Raw genomic sequence first — 17,285 nt, 5'->3', positions numbered from 1 at the left:
CCCCTCCAACAACCAACAAGAAGGCGACGCTATGACAGGCCAAGGCAAGTTCAAGAAACAACTTTCACTGATAGACCTCACGTTCATCGGGCTGGGGGCGATCTTCGGTTCAGGCTGGTTGTTCGCCGCCAGTCATGTGTCGGCCATCGCCGGCCCGGCGGGGATTTTTTCCTGGCTGCTCGGTGGTTTCGCCGTGTTGCTGCTGGGCATCGTCTACTGCGAATTGGGCGCCGCGCTGCCCCGTGCCGGCGGCGTGGTGCGTTACCCGGTTTACTCCCACGGCCCGCTGCTCGGTTATCTGATGGGCTTCATTACGCTGATTGCGTTTTCCAGTCTGGTGGCGATCGAAGTGGTCGCCTCGCGGCAATATGCGGCAGCGTGGTTTCCCGAGTTGACCAAGGTCGGCTCCAGCGACCCGACCGTGCTCGGCTGGTTCGTGCAGTTCGGGTTGTTGTGTCTGTTTTTCCTGCTCAATTACCGCAGCGTGAAGACCTTCGCCATGGCCAACAATCTGGTCAGCGTGTTCAAGTTCATCGTGCCGCTGCTGGTGATCGGCGTGTTGTTCAGCTTCTTCAAACCGGCCAACTTCCAGGTGCACGGCTTTGCGCCGTTCGGCCTGTCCGGGATCGAAATGGCCGTGTCGGCCGGCGGGGTGATCTTCGCGTATCTGGGCCTGACACCGATCATTTCGGTGGCCAGTGAAGTGAAGAATCCGCAACGCACGATTCCGATTGCGCTGATCCTGTCGGTGCTGCTCTCCACCGCGATCTACGTGCTGCTGCAGACCGCGTTCCTCGGCGGTATCCCGACCGAAATGCTCGCCAATGGCTGGGCCGGTGTCGCCAAGGAACTGGCCCTGCCGTATCGCGACATCGCGTTGGCACTGGGCGTCGGCTGGCTGGCATACCTGGTGGTGGCGGACGCGGTGATCTCGCCCAGCGGTTGCGGCAACATTTACATGAATGCCACGCCGCGAGTGATCTACGGCTGGGCGCAGACCGGGACCTTCTTCAAGATCTTCACCCGCATCGATGAAAAATCCGGCATCCCGCGCCCCGCGCTGTGGCTGACCTTTGGCCTGTCGGTATTCTGGACCCTGCCGTTCCCGTCGTGGGAAGCGCTGATCAACGTGGTCTCCGCCGCACTGGTATTGAGCTACGCCGTGGCCCCGGTGTCGGTGGCCGCCCTGCGCCGCAGCGCGCCCGGCATGCCGCGTCCGTTCCGGGTCAAGGGCATGAATGTGCTCGGGCCACTGTCGTTCATCATCGCCGCGCTGATCGTCTACTGGTCGGGTTGGGGCACCGTGTCGTGGTTGCTCGGCCTGCAAATCCTGATGTTCGTGATCTACCTGCTGTGTGGTCGCCTGGTGCCGACCGCGCACCTGAATCTGGGCCAGCAAGTGCGCTCATCGGCGTGGCTGATCGGCTTCTACGCGCTGACCATCCTCCTCTCCAAACTCGGCAGTTTCGGCGGTATCGGCGTGCTCAGTCATCCGTTCGACACCGTGATCGTCGCGGCCTGCGCACTGGGCATCTACTACTGGGGCGCGGCCACCGGCGTACCGGCACACCTGATTCGTCTGGAAACCGAAGACGACGAAAGTGAAGCCGTTGAATCCTCCACCCGTTCGGCAACGGGCCAACGCCCGGCGCACGCCTGATATTCACTGAAGGGACGCGTTCATGAAACGACTGCACATCATCGACTCCCACACCGGCGGCGAACCCACGCGTCTGGTGATGAAAGGCTTCCCCGACCTGCCCGGCAACAGCATCGCCGAGCAGCGCGATGCCTTGCGCGAAGGCCACGACCAATGGCGCCGCGCCTGCCTGCTGGAACCGCGCGGCAACGACGTGCTGGTCGGCGCGCTGTACTGCGCGCCGGTCTCGCCGGACGCCACCTGCGGGGTGATTTTCTTCAACAACGCCGGTTACCTCGGCATGTGCGGGCACGGCACCATCGGCCTGGTTAACTCGCTGCATTACCTGGGCCGCATCGAACCGGGCGTGCACACGATCGACACTCCGGTCGGCCCGGTCAGCGCGACCCTGCACGAGGACGGCGCGGTGACCCTGGGCAACGTCCCGGCGTACCGCTACCGCAAACAGGTGCCGGTGGACGTGCCCGGTTACGGTCGCGTGTTCGGCGATATCGCCTGGGGCGGCAACTGGTTTTTCCTGGTTTCCGAACACGGCCAGGACCTGCAAATGAGCAACGTCGAGGCCCTCACTGATTACACCTGGGCAATGCTCAAGGCCCTGGAAGCCCAGGGCATTCATGGCGAGGACGGCGCGCTCATCGATCACGTCGAACTGTTCGCCGACGATGCCAAGGCCGACAGCCGCAATTTCGTCATGTGCCCGGGCAAGGCCTACGACCGCTCGCCCTGCGGCACCGGCACCAGCGCCAAACTGGCCTGCCTGGCCGCTGACGGCAAACTCGCCGAAGGCCAGGTCTGGACGCAAGCGAGCATCACCGGCAGCCAGTTCGAAGGGCGCTTCGAATGGCAAGGCGAACGCGTGCGCCCGTTCATCACCGGGCGCGCCTACATGACCGCCGACGCCACCCTGCTGATCGACGAGCAGGATCCTTTCGCGTGGGGCATCTGACCTGCCCCGCTTTTTTACCGATCTGAATGAATCTCCCGAGGAGCTACAACAATGAGCGATAACATCTTCACTGGCTGCATTCCCGCGCTGATGACCCCGTGCACCGCCGCACGCAAACCGGACTTCGACGCCTTGGTCGCCAAAGGTCGCGAACTGATCGATATCGGCATGAGCGCGGTGGTTTACTGCGGCTCGATGGGCGACTGGCCGCTGCTGACCGAGGCCGAACGTCAGGAAGGCGTGGCGCGTCTGGTGGCCGCCGGCGTTCCGACCATCGTCGGCACTGGCGCGGTCAACAGCCGTGAAGCGGTGTCCCACGCCGCGCACGCTGCAAAAGTCGGCGCCCATGGCCTGATGGTGATTCCACGCGTGCTGTCCCGTGGTGCTTCGGCGACTGCGCAAAAAGCCCACTTCGCCGCGATCCTCAAGGCCGCACCGAACCTGCCGGCGGTGATCTACAACAGCCCTTACTACGGCTTCGCCACCCGCGCCGAGCTGTTCTTCGAACTGCGCCGAGAACACCCGAACCTGATCGGCTTCAAGGAGTTCGGTGGCGGCGCCGACTTGCGCTACGCCGCCGAGAACATCACCTCGCAGGACGATGCCGTGACCCTGATGGTCGGTGTCGATACGCAAGTGGTGCACGGTTTCGTCAACTGCAACGCCACCGGCGCGATCACCGGCATCGGCAACGCTTTACCGCGCGAAGTCCTGCAACTGGTGGCGCTGAGCAAACAAGCGGCCAAGGGCGACGCCAAGGCCCGACGTCTGGCGCGCGAACTGGAAGCAGCGCTGGCAGTGCTGTCGTCGTTCGATGAAGGCTGCGATCTGGTGCTGTATTACAAGCACCTGATGGTGCTCAACGGCGACCGCGAATACGCCCTGCACTTCAACGAAACCGACGCCTTGAGCGATGCCCAGCGTCGTTACGCCGAGACCCAGTACGCGCTGTTCCGTCAGTGGTACAAAAACTGGTCCGCCGAGCAGAACCTCGCCTGATCGCAGTCCCTGCCCCGGTGCGATATCGGGGCCTCACCTCTTTTATCAAGGAAGCGCCATGACTCTGACAGGCCACATGTTGATCGGCGGCCAAGGCATTGCCGGCAGCCGTGAAGCGATCCGTGCGATCAATCCCGCCACCGATGTGGTGCTGGAACCCGCGTACGCCGGGGGCAGCAGCGAGCATGTCGACCAGGCCTGCACACTGGCGTGGCAAGCGTTTGATCAATATCGCGAGACATCCCTCAGTGCTCGCGCCGAATTTCTCGAAACCATCGCCGATGAGATCGAAGCCCTCGGTGATGCGCTGATTGACCGCGCCGTGGCCGAAAGCGGCCTGCCGCGCGCACGGATTCAAGGCGAACGCGGACGCACCTGCGGACAATTGCGCACGTTTGCCCGCACCGTCCGCGCTGGCGAATGGCTGGACGTTCGCGTCGATCAGTCACAACCACAACGTCAGCCACTGCCACGCGCGGATCTGCGCCAGCGGCAGATTGCGCTGGGGCCAGTGGCGGTGTTCGGCGCCAGCAACTTTCCGCTGGCGTTCTCCGTGGCAGGCGGCGACACCGCTTCGGCGCTGGCCGCCCGGTTGCCCGGTGATCGTCAAGGCGCACAGCGCGCATCCCGGCACAAGCGAACTGGTCGGCCAAGCGCTGGCTCGCGCCGTGAAAAAGTGCGCGTTGCCCGAAGGTGTGTTCTCCCTGCTGTTCGGTTCCGGCAATGAAGTGGGGATTGCGCTGGTCAGCGATTGGCGCATCAGGGCTGTGGGCTTCACCGGCTCGCGCAGTGGCGGCCTTGCCTTGAGCCGAGCGGCGCAGGCACGGCCCGAACCGATTCCGGTGTACGCGGAAATGAGTTCGATCAATCCAGTGTTGTTGTTTCCCGCAGCGCTTGCAGCTCGCGGTGAGGCGTTGGCGCAGGGCTTTGTCGCCTCGCTGACTCAGGGCGCCGGGCAGTTCTGCACCAATCCCGGGTTGGTCATCGCTCGCCAAGGGGCGGCGCTGGACGCTTTCATCGCCGCTGCCGCCGAGCTGATCCAGCGCAGCCCCGCGCAGACCATGCTCACGCCAGGGGATCTTCCGCGCGTATGAAACTGGCGTCGGCGCGCTGGCCGAACATCCGCAGGCACAACGCGTGGCGAGCGGTCTTGCGGCTGAAGGCCCTAATCAGTGTCAAGCGCAGTTGTTCCTCACTCAGGCGCAGAACGTCCTCGCTGACGTGCGCCTGCAAAGTGAAATGTTCGGCCCGGCGTCGCTGATCGTACGTTGCGCCAACGACGATGAAATCCGTCAGGTCTGCGAGCATCTCGAAGGCCAGTTGACCGCCACGCTGCAACTGGATGACGCTGATCTGGATCGCGCCCGGGCCTTGTTGCCGACACTGGAACGCAAGGCCGGACGCCTGCTGGTCAACGGCTGGCCGACCGGGGTCGAAGTGTGCGATGCGATGGTGCATGGCGGGCCGTTCCCGGCGACGTCGGACGCGCGCAGCACCTCGGTCGGCACCGCGGCGATTCTGCGTTTCCTGCGTCCGGTGTGCTATCAGGACTTTCCTGACGGTTTGCTGCCGCTACCGTTGCAACAGGCAAATCCGCTGCACTTGCGGCGCTTGCTCGACGGCCAGAGGGAAGCCTGAACATGCCCGACAACCTCACAGCGGACCACGCCGATATCGCCGTGATCGGTGCCGGCATCATCGGCGTCGCCTGCGCTCTGCAACTGGCGCGTCAGGGTAAACGGGTGGTGGTCATCGACAAGCAGCCGCCCGGTCATGGCGCCTCGTTCGGCAACGCCGGACACTTGGCCACCGAGCAGGTGTTTCCGATTGCCGACGCGTCGATTCTCAAGCGTCTGCCGGCGATGCTGATGGACCCGATGGGCCCGCTGCGCCTGGACTGGAAATACCTGCCGTGCGCCGTGCCGTGGTTCACCCGCCTGCTGCTGAACCTGCGTCCGGCGCCGTTCCGGCGCACCATGCAGGCCTGCGTGCGCTCAACGAAAGCAGTCTGGACGCCTGGAAGCGCCTGCTGCACAGCATCGCCCGACCTGACCTGCTCAAGGAGGACGGCTCGCTGCTGGTGTTCGAGCGTGCCGAATCGCGTCAAGCCGTCGACGCCTTGCAGGCGCGCATGCGTCAGCAGCAGGTGCCGGTGGACTTCTGGTCCGCCAACGTCGTCAGGGAGCGCGCGCCGCAGCTCAGCGAGCAGATTCAGGGCGGGTTGTTCTACCCGCGTACCGGGCACTTTCTCGACCCGTATCAGGTGGTGTGTGAACTGGTGAGTGCGGCGAAAACGGCCGGCGTGCAGTTCATTCAGCAGGACGTTCAGGGCGGCCAGTTGCAGGCGCATGGCGTGTCGTTGCTTACCGATCAGGGGCGTTTCAGCGCGCGGCAGGTGCTGATCGCCTGTGGTGCGCATTCGGCAAAGCTCACCGCCGCGCTGACCGGCAAGCAGGTGCCGCTGGACACCGAGCGCGGCTATCACCTGATGTTGCCGCACGAGCACGGGCGCCTGCCGTTTGCGGTCACGTCACTGGAGCGCAAGTTCATCATGACGCCGATGACCGGCGGCCTGCGCCTGGCCGGTACGGTGGAGTTCGCCGGCCTGCAGCGCCCGCCGTTCATGCAGCGCGCCTGGCAATTGCATCGCTTGAGCAAAGGTTTGTTCCGCCATGATTTGAACGCTGAAGACGCGACGCCGTGGATGGGCTTTCGTCCGTCGCTGCCGGACTCGCTGCCGGTCATCGACCAGGTTTGCGACGGCAAGGTGCTGCTCGCCTTCGGCCATCAGCATCTGGGGCTGACGCAGGCGGCGGTGACTGCTGAGATGATTGCGCAACTGGCGTCACCCTCGACCAATTCCGGCGTGCCGACGATGGATGCCTATCGACTGGGTCGCTTTCTGAGATACCGATGAAACGTTTTTTGGTTTCATACTGAGCGCCGACCTTGGCCCCGCGCATATGGATCCGACGATGACCTCAGCAATGGATACCCCCGAGCCGCAAGCGATCTGCAACCCCATCACCAGCAGCGCGATCTTCATCGTCGCCACGTTGCTGCCCGGAAACGACGCCGCCAGTCAGGTGCGCGGCTGGTGCGGCGACATCGCCGCCCTCACCCGTTCGGTCGGCAAACGCGTGCCCAACGGCAACCTGTCGTGTGTCTGCGGGTTCAGCGCCAGCGCCTGGGACTCGCTGTTCGGCAGCCCGCGCCCGGCCTCGCTGCATCCGTTTCGTGAGTTCGGCGTCGAGGGCCGCCGTGCGGTGGCGACGCCGGGGGGACATTCTGCTGCACATCCGTGCCGAGCAGATGGACCTGTGCTTCGAACTGGCCACGCAGCTGTGCAGCGCACTCAACGGCGCAATCACGGTGGTCGATGAGGTGCAGGGTTTCCGCTACTTCGACATGCGCAGCATCATCGGTTTCGTTGATGGCACCGAGAACCCGGTGGGCCGCAAGGCCGATCACTTCACACTGATCGGCAACGAAGATCCGGCGTTCGAATCCGGCAGCTATGTGCTGGTGCAGAAGTACCTGCACAAGATGCAGGCGTGGAATGCGTTGAGCGTCGAGGCTCAGGAGAAGGTGATCGGCCGCACCAAACTGGCTGACATCGAACTCGGTGAGGAGGTCAAGCCGAGCAACTCCCACAGCGCCCTGACCACCATCACCAAGGACGGCCAGGAGCAGAAGATCCTGCGCGACAACATGCCGTTCGGTCGCCCGGGGGCTGGCGAGTTCGGCACTTATTTCATCGGTTACGCGCGCTCGCCGGAACCGATCGAGCAGATGCTGGAGAACATGTTTGTCGGCAAACCTGCCGGCAACTACGACCGTTTGCTGGACTTCAGCACGGCAGTCACCGGAGGTTTGTTTTTTTGTACCATCAGCCGACTTGCTCGAAGACCTCGCGGAGCGCGAGCCCGAGCAGGCGTGACAGCGTTGTGCCACGCTCGCCCGTCACTCAGTGTGGCGCGCGCGGGATGGTTTTCAGCAGGTCTTCGGGGCTGATGTGGCCCACCACGCTGCCCGGCTGCGGCATGTTGAGGATGTGGCCTTTCATCTTGCCGATGATGTGCATCTCGCACGGCTTGCAGTCGAACTTCAGGGTCAGCACCTCGTCGCCGTGAATCAGCTGCATCGGCGCGACTTTGGTGCGCACGCCGGTCACGCCCTTGGCCTGTTTCGGGCACAGGTTGAACGAGAAACGCAGGCAGTGCTTGGTGATCATCACCGGCACTTCACCGGCCTCTTCGTGCGCCTCGTAGGCCGCATCGATCAGCTTCACGCCGTGGCGGTGATAGAAGTCGCGGGCCTTCTGGTTGTAGACGTTGGCCAGGAACGACAGGTGCGACTCCGGGTACACCGGCGGCGGCGTGGTTTCGGCCTTGCGGCTGCCACGCGGGTGCGCCGCAACGCGGGCGGCGGTCAGCGCTTCGATGACTTCACGACGCAGGGCTTTGAGCTGCGAGTTCGGAATGAAGAACGCCTGCGGTGCGTCCAGTTTCACGTCGATGGCGTGATATTGCGTAGTGCCGAGCTGGCCGAGCAGATCCTGCAATTGCTCCAGCGCCTGCTCCGGCTTGTTGGCCACACCGAATGGGCCGTTCAAGGTCACGCTGGCACTGATGCCCTCTTCACTGGTGGCGGTCAGTTCCAGTTGCTCTTCACGCAGACGCGCCACCCAGCTCAGGGCCACGCGGCGTTCGGCGGAGGTCTTCAGCAGTGCCTGTTGCCAGTTGTGGTCGAGGTTGCGGTTCAGCGGATGGTTCGGGCGCAGCTTGTACAGGCCTTCAGGCATTTCGTTCGGCTCGACGCGGTAGCGGTAGCGCTTCTCGCCGTCTTCTTCGAACTCGCCTTTCGGCTCGGCGATGTTGGCGCGGAAACCCACCACTTCACGCTTGACCAGCACGTTGAGGCCATCGCCGTTGGACAGCGGCTCCTGCGTCACCACCTGCATGTCACGCTTGCCGACTTTCTCGACGGTGCCCACTGGCAGGCCGGTGAAGGTTGGCGAGTCGAACGCGCCGATGTCGATCTTGCGATCAGTGACGAAGTAGTCGGTGCTGCCACGGTGGAAGGTCTTTTCCGGGTCCGGCAGGAAGAAATGCGCGGTGCGGCCGCTGGAAGCGCGGGCCAGATCCGGACGGTCTTCGAGCACATCGTCGAGACGCTGGCGGTAATAGGCCGTGATGTTCTTCACATAGCCCATGTCCTTGTAACGACCTTCGATCTTGAACGAGCGCACACCGGCCTCGACCAGCGCGCGGATGTTGGCGCTCTGGTTGTTGTCCTTCATCGACAGCAGGTGTTTTTCGTAGGCGATCACGCCACCCTTTTCGTCTTTGAGAGTGTACGGCAGACGGCAGGCCTGGGAGCAGTCGCCACGGTTGGCGCTGCGCCCGGTCTGCGCGTGGGAAATGTTGCACTGCCCGGAGAACGCCACGCATAACGCGCCGTGGATGAAGAACTCGATGGCAGCATCGGTTTCATCGGCGATGGCGCGGATTTCTTTCAGGTTCAGCTCGCGGGCCAGCACCAGTTGCGAGAAACCGGCCTGATCGAGGAACTTCGCCCGCTCCAGGGTGCGGATGTCGGTCTGGGTACTGGCATGCAGCTCGATCGGCGGAATGTCCAGCTCCATTACGCCCAGATCCTGAACGATCAGCGCGTCGACGCCGGCGTCGTACAACTGGTGGATCAGCTGGCGGGCCGGCTCCAGTTCGTTGTCGTGCAGAATGGTGTTGATGGTGGTGAAGATGCGCGCGTGATAACGGCGGGCAAATTCCACCAGTCCGGCGATTTCACTCACTTCGTTGCAGGCGTTGTGGCGCGCGCCGAAGCTCGGGCCACCGATGTACACGGCGTCGGCGCCGTGCAGGATGGCTTCACGGGCGATGGCCACGTCACGGGCGGGGCTGAGCAGTTCCAGGTGATGCTTGGGCAAGGACATAGTTTTTTTAGTCAGGCGGTCACGGTCAAGGCGCGCATTGTAGCCGCGAAACGCCCGAGCGGCACGCTTGTGCTGCCAAGTGGCAAATGTCCCGACGCCACTGAAAGACACATCCCCTGCGATAACCGGCTTGCCAGCGCTCAGGGCCTGTCAATTGCCGGATCGGTCGAACGTGTCCGGATCTTCGTCTTCAGGAAGATCTTCGTCCGGCTCTTCGGGAAACGTGGTGGTGTGCGCCGGGCTGTTGGGCTCAGGATGCGTGGGAACCGGGTCGAAACCGCCCTGCTCTTCACTGGGGAATCTGGGTGTGTTCATGAGGCACCTCGCAAAGAGTCGCTAAATGAAGACTCTGTACATTCGAGGTGCCGAGGGTGGTTGTCGTTCCAGTCAATCCGCAACCGTGGGTCGGCGGATCATCCGGGGATCAGGACGGCGCCTGCAAATGGCTGACTATTTCGTCCTTGACCTTCAGACGCTTCTCTTTGAGTTTTTTCAGTGCGTCGTCGCTGGGGGCGTCCGAGGTGGCCGTTTCGGCCTTGACCACGTCGGCGTCAGCCTGGGAATACTTGTTGATCAGTGAATCCAGTCGTGGATCCTGGGTGCGTTTTTGCTGGATCTCTTCCTTCGTGCAGCTCAAGTCCTGAAACAGGTCATGGGGAACCGGCATGGAACACCTCCGTCAGTTGATCGGCAGCCAACGCGACCGATGCGTCAGCCCGTATCAGAATGGCCTCGGTTGAGGGGTTCTGTCGACCACCTGTCAGATCAGCGGTGGCCGTTCGTCGCCCTGTCGTAAACGCGATCAAACCTTTGCCTGCGCCATTGCCTCCATTACATAACGTCAACAAAAACCTGTGTGGAGAAATACCAATGGACGGATTCAACCTGCGTCACCTCGTTCTCGCTGTCGCGTTGAGCAGCGGCATGGGGAGTGCCTTTGCCGCCACTTCCAACAGTTTCGTCGACAATGCCGCAGCCGGTGGCATTGCAGAGATCGAGACCAGCCGCTTGGCCCTGGAAAAAAGCCAGTCGGCCGACATCAAGGCCTTCGCCAACATGATGATCACCGACCACGGCAAGGCCAACGATGAACTGGCGAGCATCGCCAAGGCCAATGACATCGAGGTGCCGGACAGCACCACCCTGGTCAAGCAGGCCAAGGAGAAGATCCTCGACATGCGTGACGAATCCTTCGATGCGGCCTACGCCAACAACCAGGTCAAAGCCCACGAAGAAACCATCGAATTGTTCAAGAAAGAAGCGAACACGGTGACCGACGACAAGGTCAAGGGCGCCACGGAATTGAAAGCCTTCGCGCAGAAGATGTTGCCGGCGCTGGAAAAACACCTGGCGGCCGCCAAAGAGTTGCAGGCCAAGCACCCAAGCAAGTAACCCGGGCGCTGTACAACGAAAGGCCGCATGATTAATGCGGCCTTTTGTCATTTCAGCGTGATCAACCGCCGTCAGTATCGATGTCGGCATCGGTTTTCTCACCGGGCTTCGGACGATCGGGCTCAGGTTCGAAACCGGGGCTGAACTCGTTGTCGTTGTCGGTGTGTTTGTTCTTCTGGTCCACCGCAGGGTCAGCGCTCTGGACTTGTTCGCCCTCGCCCTTCGGCGGGATGGGTGAGCTCTGTCCCGGCACTTGCGGATCGATGGCCGGGTCGTTGCGATTGATCGGTTCGGCACCCGGTTGCTGCTGTTGCGATTGCTCGTTCATAGCCACCTCGTTTTTCTAATGCTGGCGCGACTCAAACCCGCCGGCCCTGAATGTTCGAAGCCGCTACACGGCCAACGTTCAAAACATCGCTGGTTTCAGGGGCGCCGACTACAGTTACCGGGGCCTTTCTTGCGCCAGATCAAAAATATCCTTGCGCAACCGAACAACTATTTTGAACGGCAAAGGTCACTGAGTTCGCACCGGTCACTTTTTACAGAACCGGCCCCCATACGCTACGGAGCAACAGGCACATGGCAGCACTGCAGAACAGCACATTCGATGCGATGAAAAACAAACAATCCCAACTGCTGAGCGAATGGATCAACGGCCTGGAAGCCAGCGGCGCCACCCGCAACCTCAAGGACCATGACCTGCAACAACAGACCAGCGAATTCCTGCAACTGGTGATCAATGGCTTGCAGGATGACAACGGCACCCACATCAATGCGCCGGGTTGGGAAGCCACCCGCCAGTTCCTCGAAAAGCTTTCCCACAGCCGCGCCCTGCTCGGTCAGGATTCGCAACAGACCGCCAGCTTCATTTTTGCGCTCAAAGGCCCGCTGTTTGCCTTGCTGCAAAGTCACTATCGCGAACAACCGGCACTGCTGGCCGAACAACTCTGGGAGATTTCCGAACTGTTCGACGCCTTCGGCATGCACACCATCCGTACCTTCCAGAAGTCCCGCGAAGCGGTGATCAAACGTCAACAGGAAGAATTGCTGGAGCTCTCCACGCCAGTGGTCAAGCTGTGGGATGGCGTGCTGGCGCTGCCGATGATCGGCACCCTGGACTCGCAACGCACCCAGGTGGTGATGGAATCCCTGCTGCAACGCATCGTCGACACCGGTTCGGAAATCGCCATCATCGATATCACTGGCGTCCCCACCGTGGATACCCTGGTCGCGCAACACCTGCTGAAAACCGTGACCGCGATTCGCCTGATGGGCGCCGACTGCATCATCAGCGGCGTGCGTCCGCAGATCGCCCAGACCATCGTGCACCTGGGTCTGGACCTGCAAGGCGTGGTCACCAAAGCCAATCTGGCCGATGCATTGAAACTCGCGCTTACCCGCCTGGGCATCAGCCTCGGCAAAGCGGTCTGAGCCGATGGAGCGTATTCCGATTCTTCAAATGGGCGACTTTCTGCTCGTCACCATCCAGGTCGACATGCATGACCAACTGGCCCTGACCCTGCAGGACGACCTGTCCGAGCGCATCAGCAGGACGTCGGCGCGCGGTGTGTTGATCGACATCTCGGCGCTGGACATGGTCGACTCGTTCATCGGGCGGATGATCGGCACCATCTCCGGCCTGTCAAAAATCATGGACGCCGAAACCATGCTGGTAGGCATGCAACCCGCCGTGGCAATTACCCTGGTCGAACTCGGCCTGACCCTGCCCGGCGTCAGCACCGCGCTGAACGTCGAGCGCGGAATGAAACTGCTGCAGGAACGAGTACGCCAACAATGACCGTACGCAGCAGCGGTACTCAACCGATCAGCATCGAGCAGGACGTGGTGCTCGCCCGGCAGACGGCGCGCAAACTGGCCACCGAATGCGGCATGCGGCTGATCGACCTGACCAAACTGGTGACGGCGGTTTCAGAGCTGGCGCGCAACACCATGGTCTACGGCGGTGGCGGCGACATGGATTGGCAGATCCTCGACGAAAACGCACGTGTCGGCCTGCGCCTGACTTTTCGCGATGAAGGCCCGGGCATTCCCGACATCAAACTGGCGATGACCGATGGCTGGACCTCCGGCAGCGGTCTGGGCCTGGGGCTTACGGGCGCGAAACGGCTGGTCGATGAATTCGAACTGGACACCGAGCCCGGCAAGGGCACTCGAATAACGATCACCCGATGGACATGAATATCGCTGGGTCGCTGACCCAGGTGCTGCTGATCGAAGACAGCAGCCAGATCGGCCACGCCCGGCGCACCGCGCAACGGCTCGCCGAGCAACATGGCTTCGATGCGACCGAAGCCGGACGTGTGGCACTGGTCGCCACCGAACTGGCCAGTAATGTGCTCAAGCATGCCAGCCGTGGCGAGTTTCATCTGCGGCTGCTACCGCGAACCGGCGGCTTCGGCATCGAAATGCTTGCGGTCGATCGCGCTCAAGGCTTTGACCTGGACGCGTGCCTGACCGATGGCTTTTCCACCGGTGGCACCCAGGGCATCGGGCTGGGCGCCGTGGCGCGCCAGACCGACGTGTTTGACGTTTATGCCGACACCCGTGGCGCGGTGCTGCTGGCGCGTTTGTATCCACGCGCAGACCGACAGCCCGACCTGCGTTACGGCGTCAGCCAGCACTCACTGCACAACGATCCGGCGTGCGGCGACACCTGGCACCTGGCGTACAACGGTGCCAACGTCAGTGCGCTGATCATCGACGGCCTCGGCCACGGTGAAGACGCCGAGCGGGCGGCCAAGGCCGGCGAACAGGTGTTCGCCCAGAGCCCGTTCGCCAGCCCGGTGCTGCTGATGGAGGACATGCACCGCGACATGATCGGCAGCCGCGGGGGTGCTGCCGCGTTCGCGCAGTTCAATGCCGCCCGCGACGGCCTGACCTATACCGGCGTGGGCAACATCGGCGCCAGCCTGATCAGCGCCGACAAGTCGCGCGGGCTGGCCTCTCACCCGGGGATCGTCGGCGGCCAATACCGGAAAGCCCAGCCCTTTGACTATGCTCACGTGAACGGACATCTATTGATCATGTACAGCGACGGCCTGCAGTCCCGTTGGAATCTTCAAGACTACCCCGGTCTGGTGCACCGCCATCCCGCCGTGATAGCCAGCGTCCTGCACCGCGATTTCTGTCGCGGACGCGACGACGTAACGGTGCTGGTCGTTGCCCTGGAGGCCGCCCATGGCTGAGTCGCCCACCCTGAACGCGGCGGAGCAGGCTGCGCTGATCGCCCAGTTGCAAAGCGAGACCGCCGCCCTGCGCGACGAACTCGACGAAACCAACCAGGGCGTGCTTGCGCTTTACGCCGAGCTCGACACCCAGGCCGAACAACTGCGCCAGGCTTCGGATCTGAAAAGCCGTTTCCTGTCGTACATGAGCCATGAGTTCCGCACGCCGCTGGGTTCGATCCTGAGCGTCAACAGTTTGCTCGCCGACGAGCTCGACGGCCCGCTCAGCCCCGAGCAGCACAAAACAAGTGGCGTTCGTCAGCAGCGCCGCCCGGGAACTGAGCGACATGGTCGATGACCTGCTCGATCTGGCGAAAATCGAAGCCGGACGAATCAGTATTTCTCCGGCGTGGTTCGACATGTTCGATCTGTTCAGCGCGTTGCGCGGCATGTTCCGGCCGATCGTCGATGCATCGGCGGTTGATCTGATTTTCGAAGAGCCGGTCGGATTGCCGCGCCTGTACACCGACGACAAGAAACTCGCGCAGATCCTGCGCAATTTCATTTCCAACTCGCTGAAATTCACCACCCGTGGCGAAGTCCGGGTCTCGGCGCGCCTGGAAGGTGCGGACAAAGTACGTTTTGCCGTCAGCGACACCGGCATCGGTATCGCGCCGGAGCTGCATGGTGCATTGTTCGAGGACTTTTCTCAGGTCGACTCGCCATTGCAGAAACGCCTGCGCGGCACCGGTCTCGGCCTGTCGCTGTGCAAGCGCTTTGCCGCCCTGCTCGGCGGCGAGGTCGGAATGGACAGCAAGCCAGGGGTCGGCTCGACCTTTTTCGTGATCATTCCACTGGCGCTCGCCCTGGAGAATGTCGATGAAACGTGACATCCGTCTGCTGATCGTCGACGACAACGTCGCCACTCGCTACGCCTTGCGCCGGCGTCTGGAGCGCCATGGCTATGAGGTGCTGGAGGCCGGTACCGGCAGCGAAGGCCTGACACTGATCGCCAGCCAAGCGCTCGATGCCCTGATCCTCGACGTTAATCTGCCGGACATGAGCGGTTTCGATATCGTGCGCATCCTGCGGGCCGATGCACACACCGCGCTGCTGCCGGTGATCCATGTGTCTGCCGCGTCGATCCAGACCGGCGACATCATCACCGGGCTGGACGCCGGGGCGGATGCTTACCTGATTCACCCGGTGGACCCGGACGTGCTATTGGCGACCCTGCGCACTTTGCTGCGAGTGCGTGATACCGAAAATGCGCTGCGTGAGAGCGAGGCCCGGTTCCGCGAGATTTTCGTCAATGTCTCGGCGCCGATTGCCGTGCTCGATGCCAACCTGAAAGTGCATGAATGCAACCATGCCTTCACGCAAATGATTCAGGACAACCGCAACCCGCACACCCTCAGCGAATGCTTCGACGATGACCAGGGCGCGATCCTCGACGAGTTGCGCCTGCGACTGGTCGATGGCGAGCGCTGGAAAGGCACGTTGAACATGCGCGTACAGGGCGAGATTCGCGAAACCGAGTGGCAGATTTCGCCGTACCGCACGCCGCAGCTCAGCCTGGTATTCGTCGAAGACGTCACCGAGCATCGCCACCGCGAACGCTCGCACTTGGCACAGCTGGACGACACCACCACACAACTGGCCAAGGAAGTCGCCGAGCGCGTGCGTGCCGAATCGCAGCTGCTGCAAGTGCAGAAAATGGACGCGCTGGGCAAGCTCACCGGAGGCATTGCCCACGACTTCAACAATCTGCTGACCGGGATCATCACCAGTCTGGAACTGATCCAGAAACGCGTGGCCGATGCGCGTCCGGACAAGGTGCAGTTCTACGCCGAAGCCGCACTGAATTCGGCGATGAGCGCCGCGTCACTCACTCATCGCCTGCTGGCCTTCGCTCGCCAACAGCCATTGGATACCCGACCGGTAGACATCAATGAGCAAGTGCGCTCGCTGGAAGAGTTGCTGATGCGCACCATCGGTGAACGCATCACGCTCAAACTTGAGCTGACCAACAAACCGGCGATTGCCCTGGTCGATCCGGTGCAGTTGGAAAGCGCGGTGCTGAATCTGGTGATCAATGCCCGGGATGCGCTGCCCAGAGGCGGCAATATCTGGGTCAACACCTATGCGGCATATTCCCACGGCGACCCGAACCTGGCCGATGGTGCGTATGTGGCGTTGTCGGTGCGCGATGACGGCACCGGTATCGAGCACAGTGTGATCGACAAAGTGTTCGATCCGTTCTTCACCACCAAACCGCTGGGTCAGGGGACCGGTCTGGGGTTGTCGACGATCTACGGTTTCGCCCGCCAGTCCGGCGGCGATGCGCACATCCGCAGCGTGGCACGGCGCGGCACCGAAGTGACCCTCATGCTGCCGGCGACCAACGACCCGACCGGGGCGGATATCCCGGCACCGAAAGTTGATCCGCAGGGCGCCGGTGAACATGTCCTGATTGTCGAAGACATGCCGGCGGTGCGCATGTTCGTCACCGAAGTGCTGGAGGATGCAGGTTACCGCTGCACCCAGGCGGCGGATATCGAAACCGCGCTGGAGCGCTTGCAGAATGATCCGACCATCGACCTGTTACTGAGCGACGTTGGCCTGCCGCGCATGAGCGGTCGTGAACTGGCGGACGTGGCGCGGGGCTGGCGTGAAAGCCTGCCGATTCTGTTCATGACCGGTTATGCCGAGACCGCGATCAATCGCCAGGTATTTCTGGGCAGCGGCATGGAAATGCTGGTCAAGCCATTCCAGATCAGCGAACTGCTGGACAAGGTCCGGCGCACGCTTGATGGTGCCTGACACACCGCCATCGCCAGCAGGCTGGCGCCCACAAGGTTCATGTTCACCCGATAACCTGTGGGAGCGGGTTTGCCCGCGATGGCGTCGGCACATTCAGCCTCTCATTGCCTGACCTTCCGCTATCGCTGGCAAGCCAGCTCCCACAGGACTGATGCCATCCGCAGGTGTTGTGAACACCGCAAAAAACTGTGGGAGCGGGCTTGCCCGCGATGGCGKCGGCACATTCCGCCTCTCATTACCTGACCTTCCGCTATCGCTGGCAAGCCAGCTCCCACAGGACTGATGCCATCCGCAGGTGTTGTGAACACCGCAAAAAACTGT

General features: G+C 62.4%; 13 protein-coding genes and 4 pseudogenes. 13 read left to right on the top strand and 4 right to left on the bottom strand.

The window, feature by feature from the left end:
• Nucleotides 1-31 precede the first annotated feature (31 nt).
• The 6 genes and pseudogenes from HT737_RS27780 (at nucleotide 32) to HT737_RS27755 (ending at nucleotide 7,548) form a co-directional block, all read left to right on the top strand.
• The gene (locus HT737_RS27780) at nucleotides 32-1,660 is read left to right on the top strand and encodes an APC family permease (RefSeq protein WP_182404427.1); all 1,629 of its coding nucleotides are present in this window, start codon (nucleotides 32-34) and stop codon (nucleotides 1,658-1,660) included.
• Between the two features lie 22 nt (nucleotides 1,661-1,682).
• Complete coding sequence (locus HT737_RS27775) at nucleotides 1,683-2,609, top strand: 4-hydroxyproline epimerase (RefSeq protein ID WP_182404426.1); 927 nt, start codon at nucleotides 1,683-1,685, stop codon at nucleotides 2,607-2,609.
• 51 nt (nucleotides 2,610-2,660) lie between these two features.
• On the top strand, nucleotides 2,661-3,608 hold the full coding sequence (locus HT737_RS27770; protein WP_182404425.1) for a dihydrodipicolinate synthase family protein: 948 nt from the start codon (nucleotides 2,661-2,663) through the stop codon (nucleotides 3,606-3,608).
• Between the two features lie 58 nt (nucleotides 3,609-3,666).
• A pseudogene (locus tag HT737_RS27765) lies at nucleotides 3,667-5,246 on the top strand (aldehyde dehydrogenase (NADP(+))).
• A 2-nt stretch (nucleotides 5,247-5,248) separates the two neighbouring features.
• Nucleotides 5,249-6,525 (top strand): annotated as a pseudogene (locus HT737_RS27760) (NAD(P)/FAD-dependent oxidoreductase).
• A 58-nt stretch (nucleotides 6,526-6,583) separates the two neighbouring features.
• A pseudogene (locus tag HT737_RS27755) lies at nucleotides 6,584-7,548 on the top strand (Dyp-type peroxidase).
• Nucleotides 7,549-7,575: 27 nt separating this feature from the next.
• Here HT737_RS27755 and HT737_RS27750 read toward each other — a convergent pair.
• The 3 genes from HT737_RS27750 to HT737_RS27740 all read right to left on the bottom strand — a co-directional run bounded on the left by HT737_RS27750 (nucleotide 7,576) and on the right by HT737_RS27740 (nucleotide 10,231).
• Nucleotides 7,576-9,564, bottom strand: a complete 1,989-nt coding sequence (locus tag HT737_RS27750; protein ID WP_131670307.1) for a U32 family peptidase — start codon at nucleotides 9,562-9,564, stop codon at nucleotides 7,576-7,578.
• A 150-nt stretch (nucleotides 9,565-9,714) separates the two neighbouring features.
• Nucleotides 9,715-9,879: a hypothetical protein gene (locus tag HT737_RS27745; RefSeq protein ID WP_179294925.1), complete on the bottom strand. Its 165-nt coding sequence runs from the start codon at nucleotides 9,877-9,879 to the stop codon at nucleotides 9,715-9,717.
• A gap of 109 nt (nucleotides 9,880-9,988) precedes the next feature.
• On the bottom strand, nucleotides 9,989-10,231 hold the full coding sequence (locus HT737_RS27740) for a DUF465 domain-containing protein (RefSeq protein ID WP_042559423.1): 243 nt from the start codon (nucleotides 10,229-10,231) through the stop codon (nucleotides 9,989-9,991).
• A 203-nt stretch (nucleotides 10,232-10,434) separates the two neighbouring features.
• Between HT737_RS27740 and HT737_RS27735 the strand changes: the two genes are divergently transcribed.
• Nucleotides 10,435-10,956 (top strand): DUF4142 domain-containing protein, encoded by a 522-nt coding sequence (locus HT737_RS27735; protein WP_121185148.1) that lies wholly within the window; start codon nucleotides 10,435-10,437, stop codon nucleotides 10,954-10,956.
• Between the two features lie 61 nt (nucleotides 10,957-11,017).
• On the opposite strand, the gene HT737_RS27730 is transcribed toward HT737_RS27735, so the two are convergent.
• On the bottom strand, nucleotides 11,018-11,284 hold the full coding sequence (locus tag HT737_RS27730) for a hypothetical protein (RefSeq protein ID WP_047294029.1): 267 nt from the start codon (nucleotides 11,282-11,284) through the stop codon (nucleotides 11,018-11,020).
• A 251-nt stretch (nucleotides 11,285-11,535) separates the two neighbouring features.
• Between HT737_RS27730 and HT737_RS27725 the strand changes: the two genes are divergently transcribed.
• The 6 genes and pseudogenes from HT737_RS27725 to HT737_RS27700 all read left to right on the top strand — a co-directional run bounded on the left by HT737_RS27725 (nucleotide 11,536) and on the right by HT737_RS27700 (nucleotide 16,964).
• The gene (locus tag HT737_RS27725) at nucleotides 11,536-12,387 is read left to right on the top strand and encodes an STAS domain-containing protein (RefSeq protein ID WP_047294027.1); all 852 of its coding nucleotides are present in this window, start codon (nucleotides 11,536-11,538) and stop codon (nucleotides 12,385-12,387) included.
• Nucleotides 12,388-12,391: 4 nt separating this feature from the next.
• Entirely contained in the window at nucleotides 12,392-12,754 is a 363-nt protein-coding gene (locus tag HT737_RS27720) for an STAS domain-containing protein (protein WP_041072523.1), read from the top strand.
• Nucleotides 12,751-13,155: an anti-sigma regulatory factor gene (locus HT737_RS27715; RefSeq protein ID WP_041072521.1), complete on the top strand. Its 405-nt coding sequence runs from the start codon at nucleotides 12,751-12,753 to the stop codon at nucleotides 13,153-13,155. The genes HT737_RS27720 and HT737_RS27715 overlap by 4 nt, the downstream gene beginning before the upstream one ends.
• The gene (locus tag HT737_RS27710; RefSeq protein WP_047294660.1) at nucleotides 13,152-14,162 is read left to right on the top strand and encodes an ATP-binding protein; all 1,011 of its coding nucleotides are present in this window, start codon (nucleotides 13,152-13,154) and stop codon (nucleotides 14,160-14,162) included. The genes HT737_RS27715 and HT737_RS27710 overlap by 4 nt, the downstream gene beginning before the upstream one ends.
• A pseudogene (locus tag HT737_RS27705) lies at nucleotides 14,155-15,031 on the top strand (sensor histidine kinase). Before HT737_RS27710 ends, HT737_RS27705 begins: the two are co-directional and overlap by 8 nt.
• A complete protein-coding gene (locus tag HT737_RS27700; protein ID WP_182404424.1) occupies nucleotides 15,021-16,964 on the top strand; it encodes a response regulator in 1,944 nt (647 codons plus the stop codon). Before HT737_RS27705 ends, HT737_RS27700 begins: the two are co-directional and overlap by 11 nt.
• The last annotated feature ends 321 nt before the right edge of the window (nucleotides 16,965-17,285 follow it).

Origin of the sequence: Pseudomonas sp. MD195_PC81_125 (assembly GCF_014060985.1) — a bacterium.
Lineage (GTDB): Bacteria > Pseudomonadota > Gammaproteobacteria > Pseudomonadales > Pseudomonadaceae > Aquipseudomonas > Aquipseudomonas parakoreensis.
This window is presented reverse-complemented; position numbering and strand designations above follow the sequence as displayed.

Excerpts from the sequence above, each read along its gene's own strand:
- HT737_RS27725 (WP_047294027.1), top strand. The coding sequence starts at position 11,536 with ATGGCAGCACTGCAGAACAGCACATTCGATGCGATGAAAAACAAACAA.
- HT737_RS27740 (WP_042559423.1), bottom strand. The coding sequence starts at position 10,231 with ATGCCGGTTCCCCATGACCTGTTTCAGGACTTGAGCTGCACGAAGGAA.
- HT737_RS27775 (WP_182404426.1), top strand. The coding sequence starts at position 1,683 with ATGAAACGACTGCACATCATCGACTCCCACACCGGCGGCGAACCCACG.
- HT737_RS27735 (WP_121185148.1), top strand. The coding sequence starts at position 10,435 with ATGGACGGATTCAACCTGCGTCACCTCGTTCTCGCTGTCGCGTTGAGC.
- HT737_RS27745 (WP_179294925.1), bottom strand. The coding sequence starts at position 9,879 with ATGAACACACCCAGATTCCCCAGTGAAGAGCAGGGCGGTTTCGACCCG.
- HT737_RS27750 (WP_131670307.1), bottom strand. The coding sequence starts at position 9,564 with ATGTCCTTGCCCAAGCATCACCTGGAACTGCTCAGCCCCGCCCGTGAC.
- HT737_RS27715 (WP_041072521.1), top strand. The coding sequence starts at position 12,751 with ATGACCGTACGCAGCAGCGGTACTCAACCGATCAGCATCGAGCAGGAC.
- HT737_RS27700 (WP_182404424.1), top strand. The coding sequence starts at position 15,021 with ATGAAACGTGACATCCGTCTGCTGATCGTCGACGACAACGTCGCCACT.
- HT737_RS27770 (WP_182404425.1), top strand. The coding sequence starts at position 2,661 with ATGAGCGATAACATCTTCACTGGCTGCATTCCCGCGCTGATGACCCCG.
- HT737_RS27780 (WP_182404427.1), top strand. The coding sequence starts at position 32 with ATGACAGGCCAAGGCAAGTTCAAGAAACAACTTTCACTGATAGACCTC.
- HT737_RS27720 (WP_041072523.1), top strand. The coding sequence starts at position 12,392 with ATGGAGCGTATTCCGATTCTTCAAATGGGCGACTTTCTGCTCGTCACC.
- HT737_RS27730 (WP_047294029.1), bottom strand. The coding sequence starts at position 11,284 with ATGAACGAGCAATCGCAACAGCAGCAACCGGGTGCCGAACCGATCAAT.
- HT737_RS27710 (WP_047294660.1), top strand. The coding sequence starts at position 13,152 with ATGAATATCGCTGGGTCGCTGACCCAGGTGCTGCTGATCGAAGACAGC.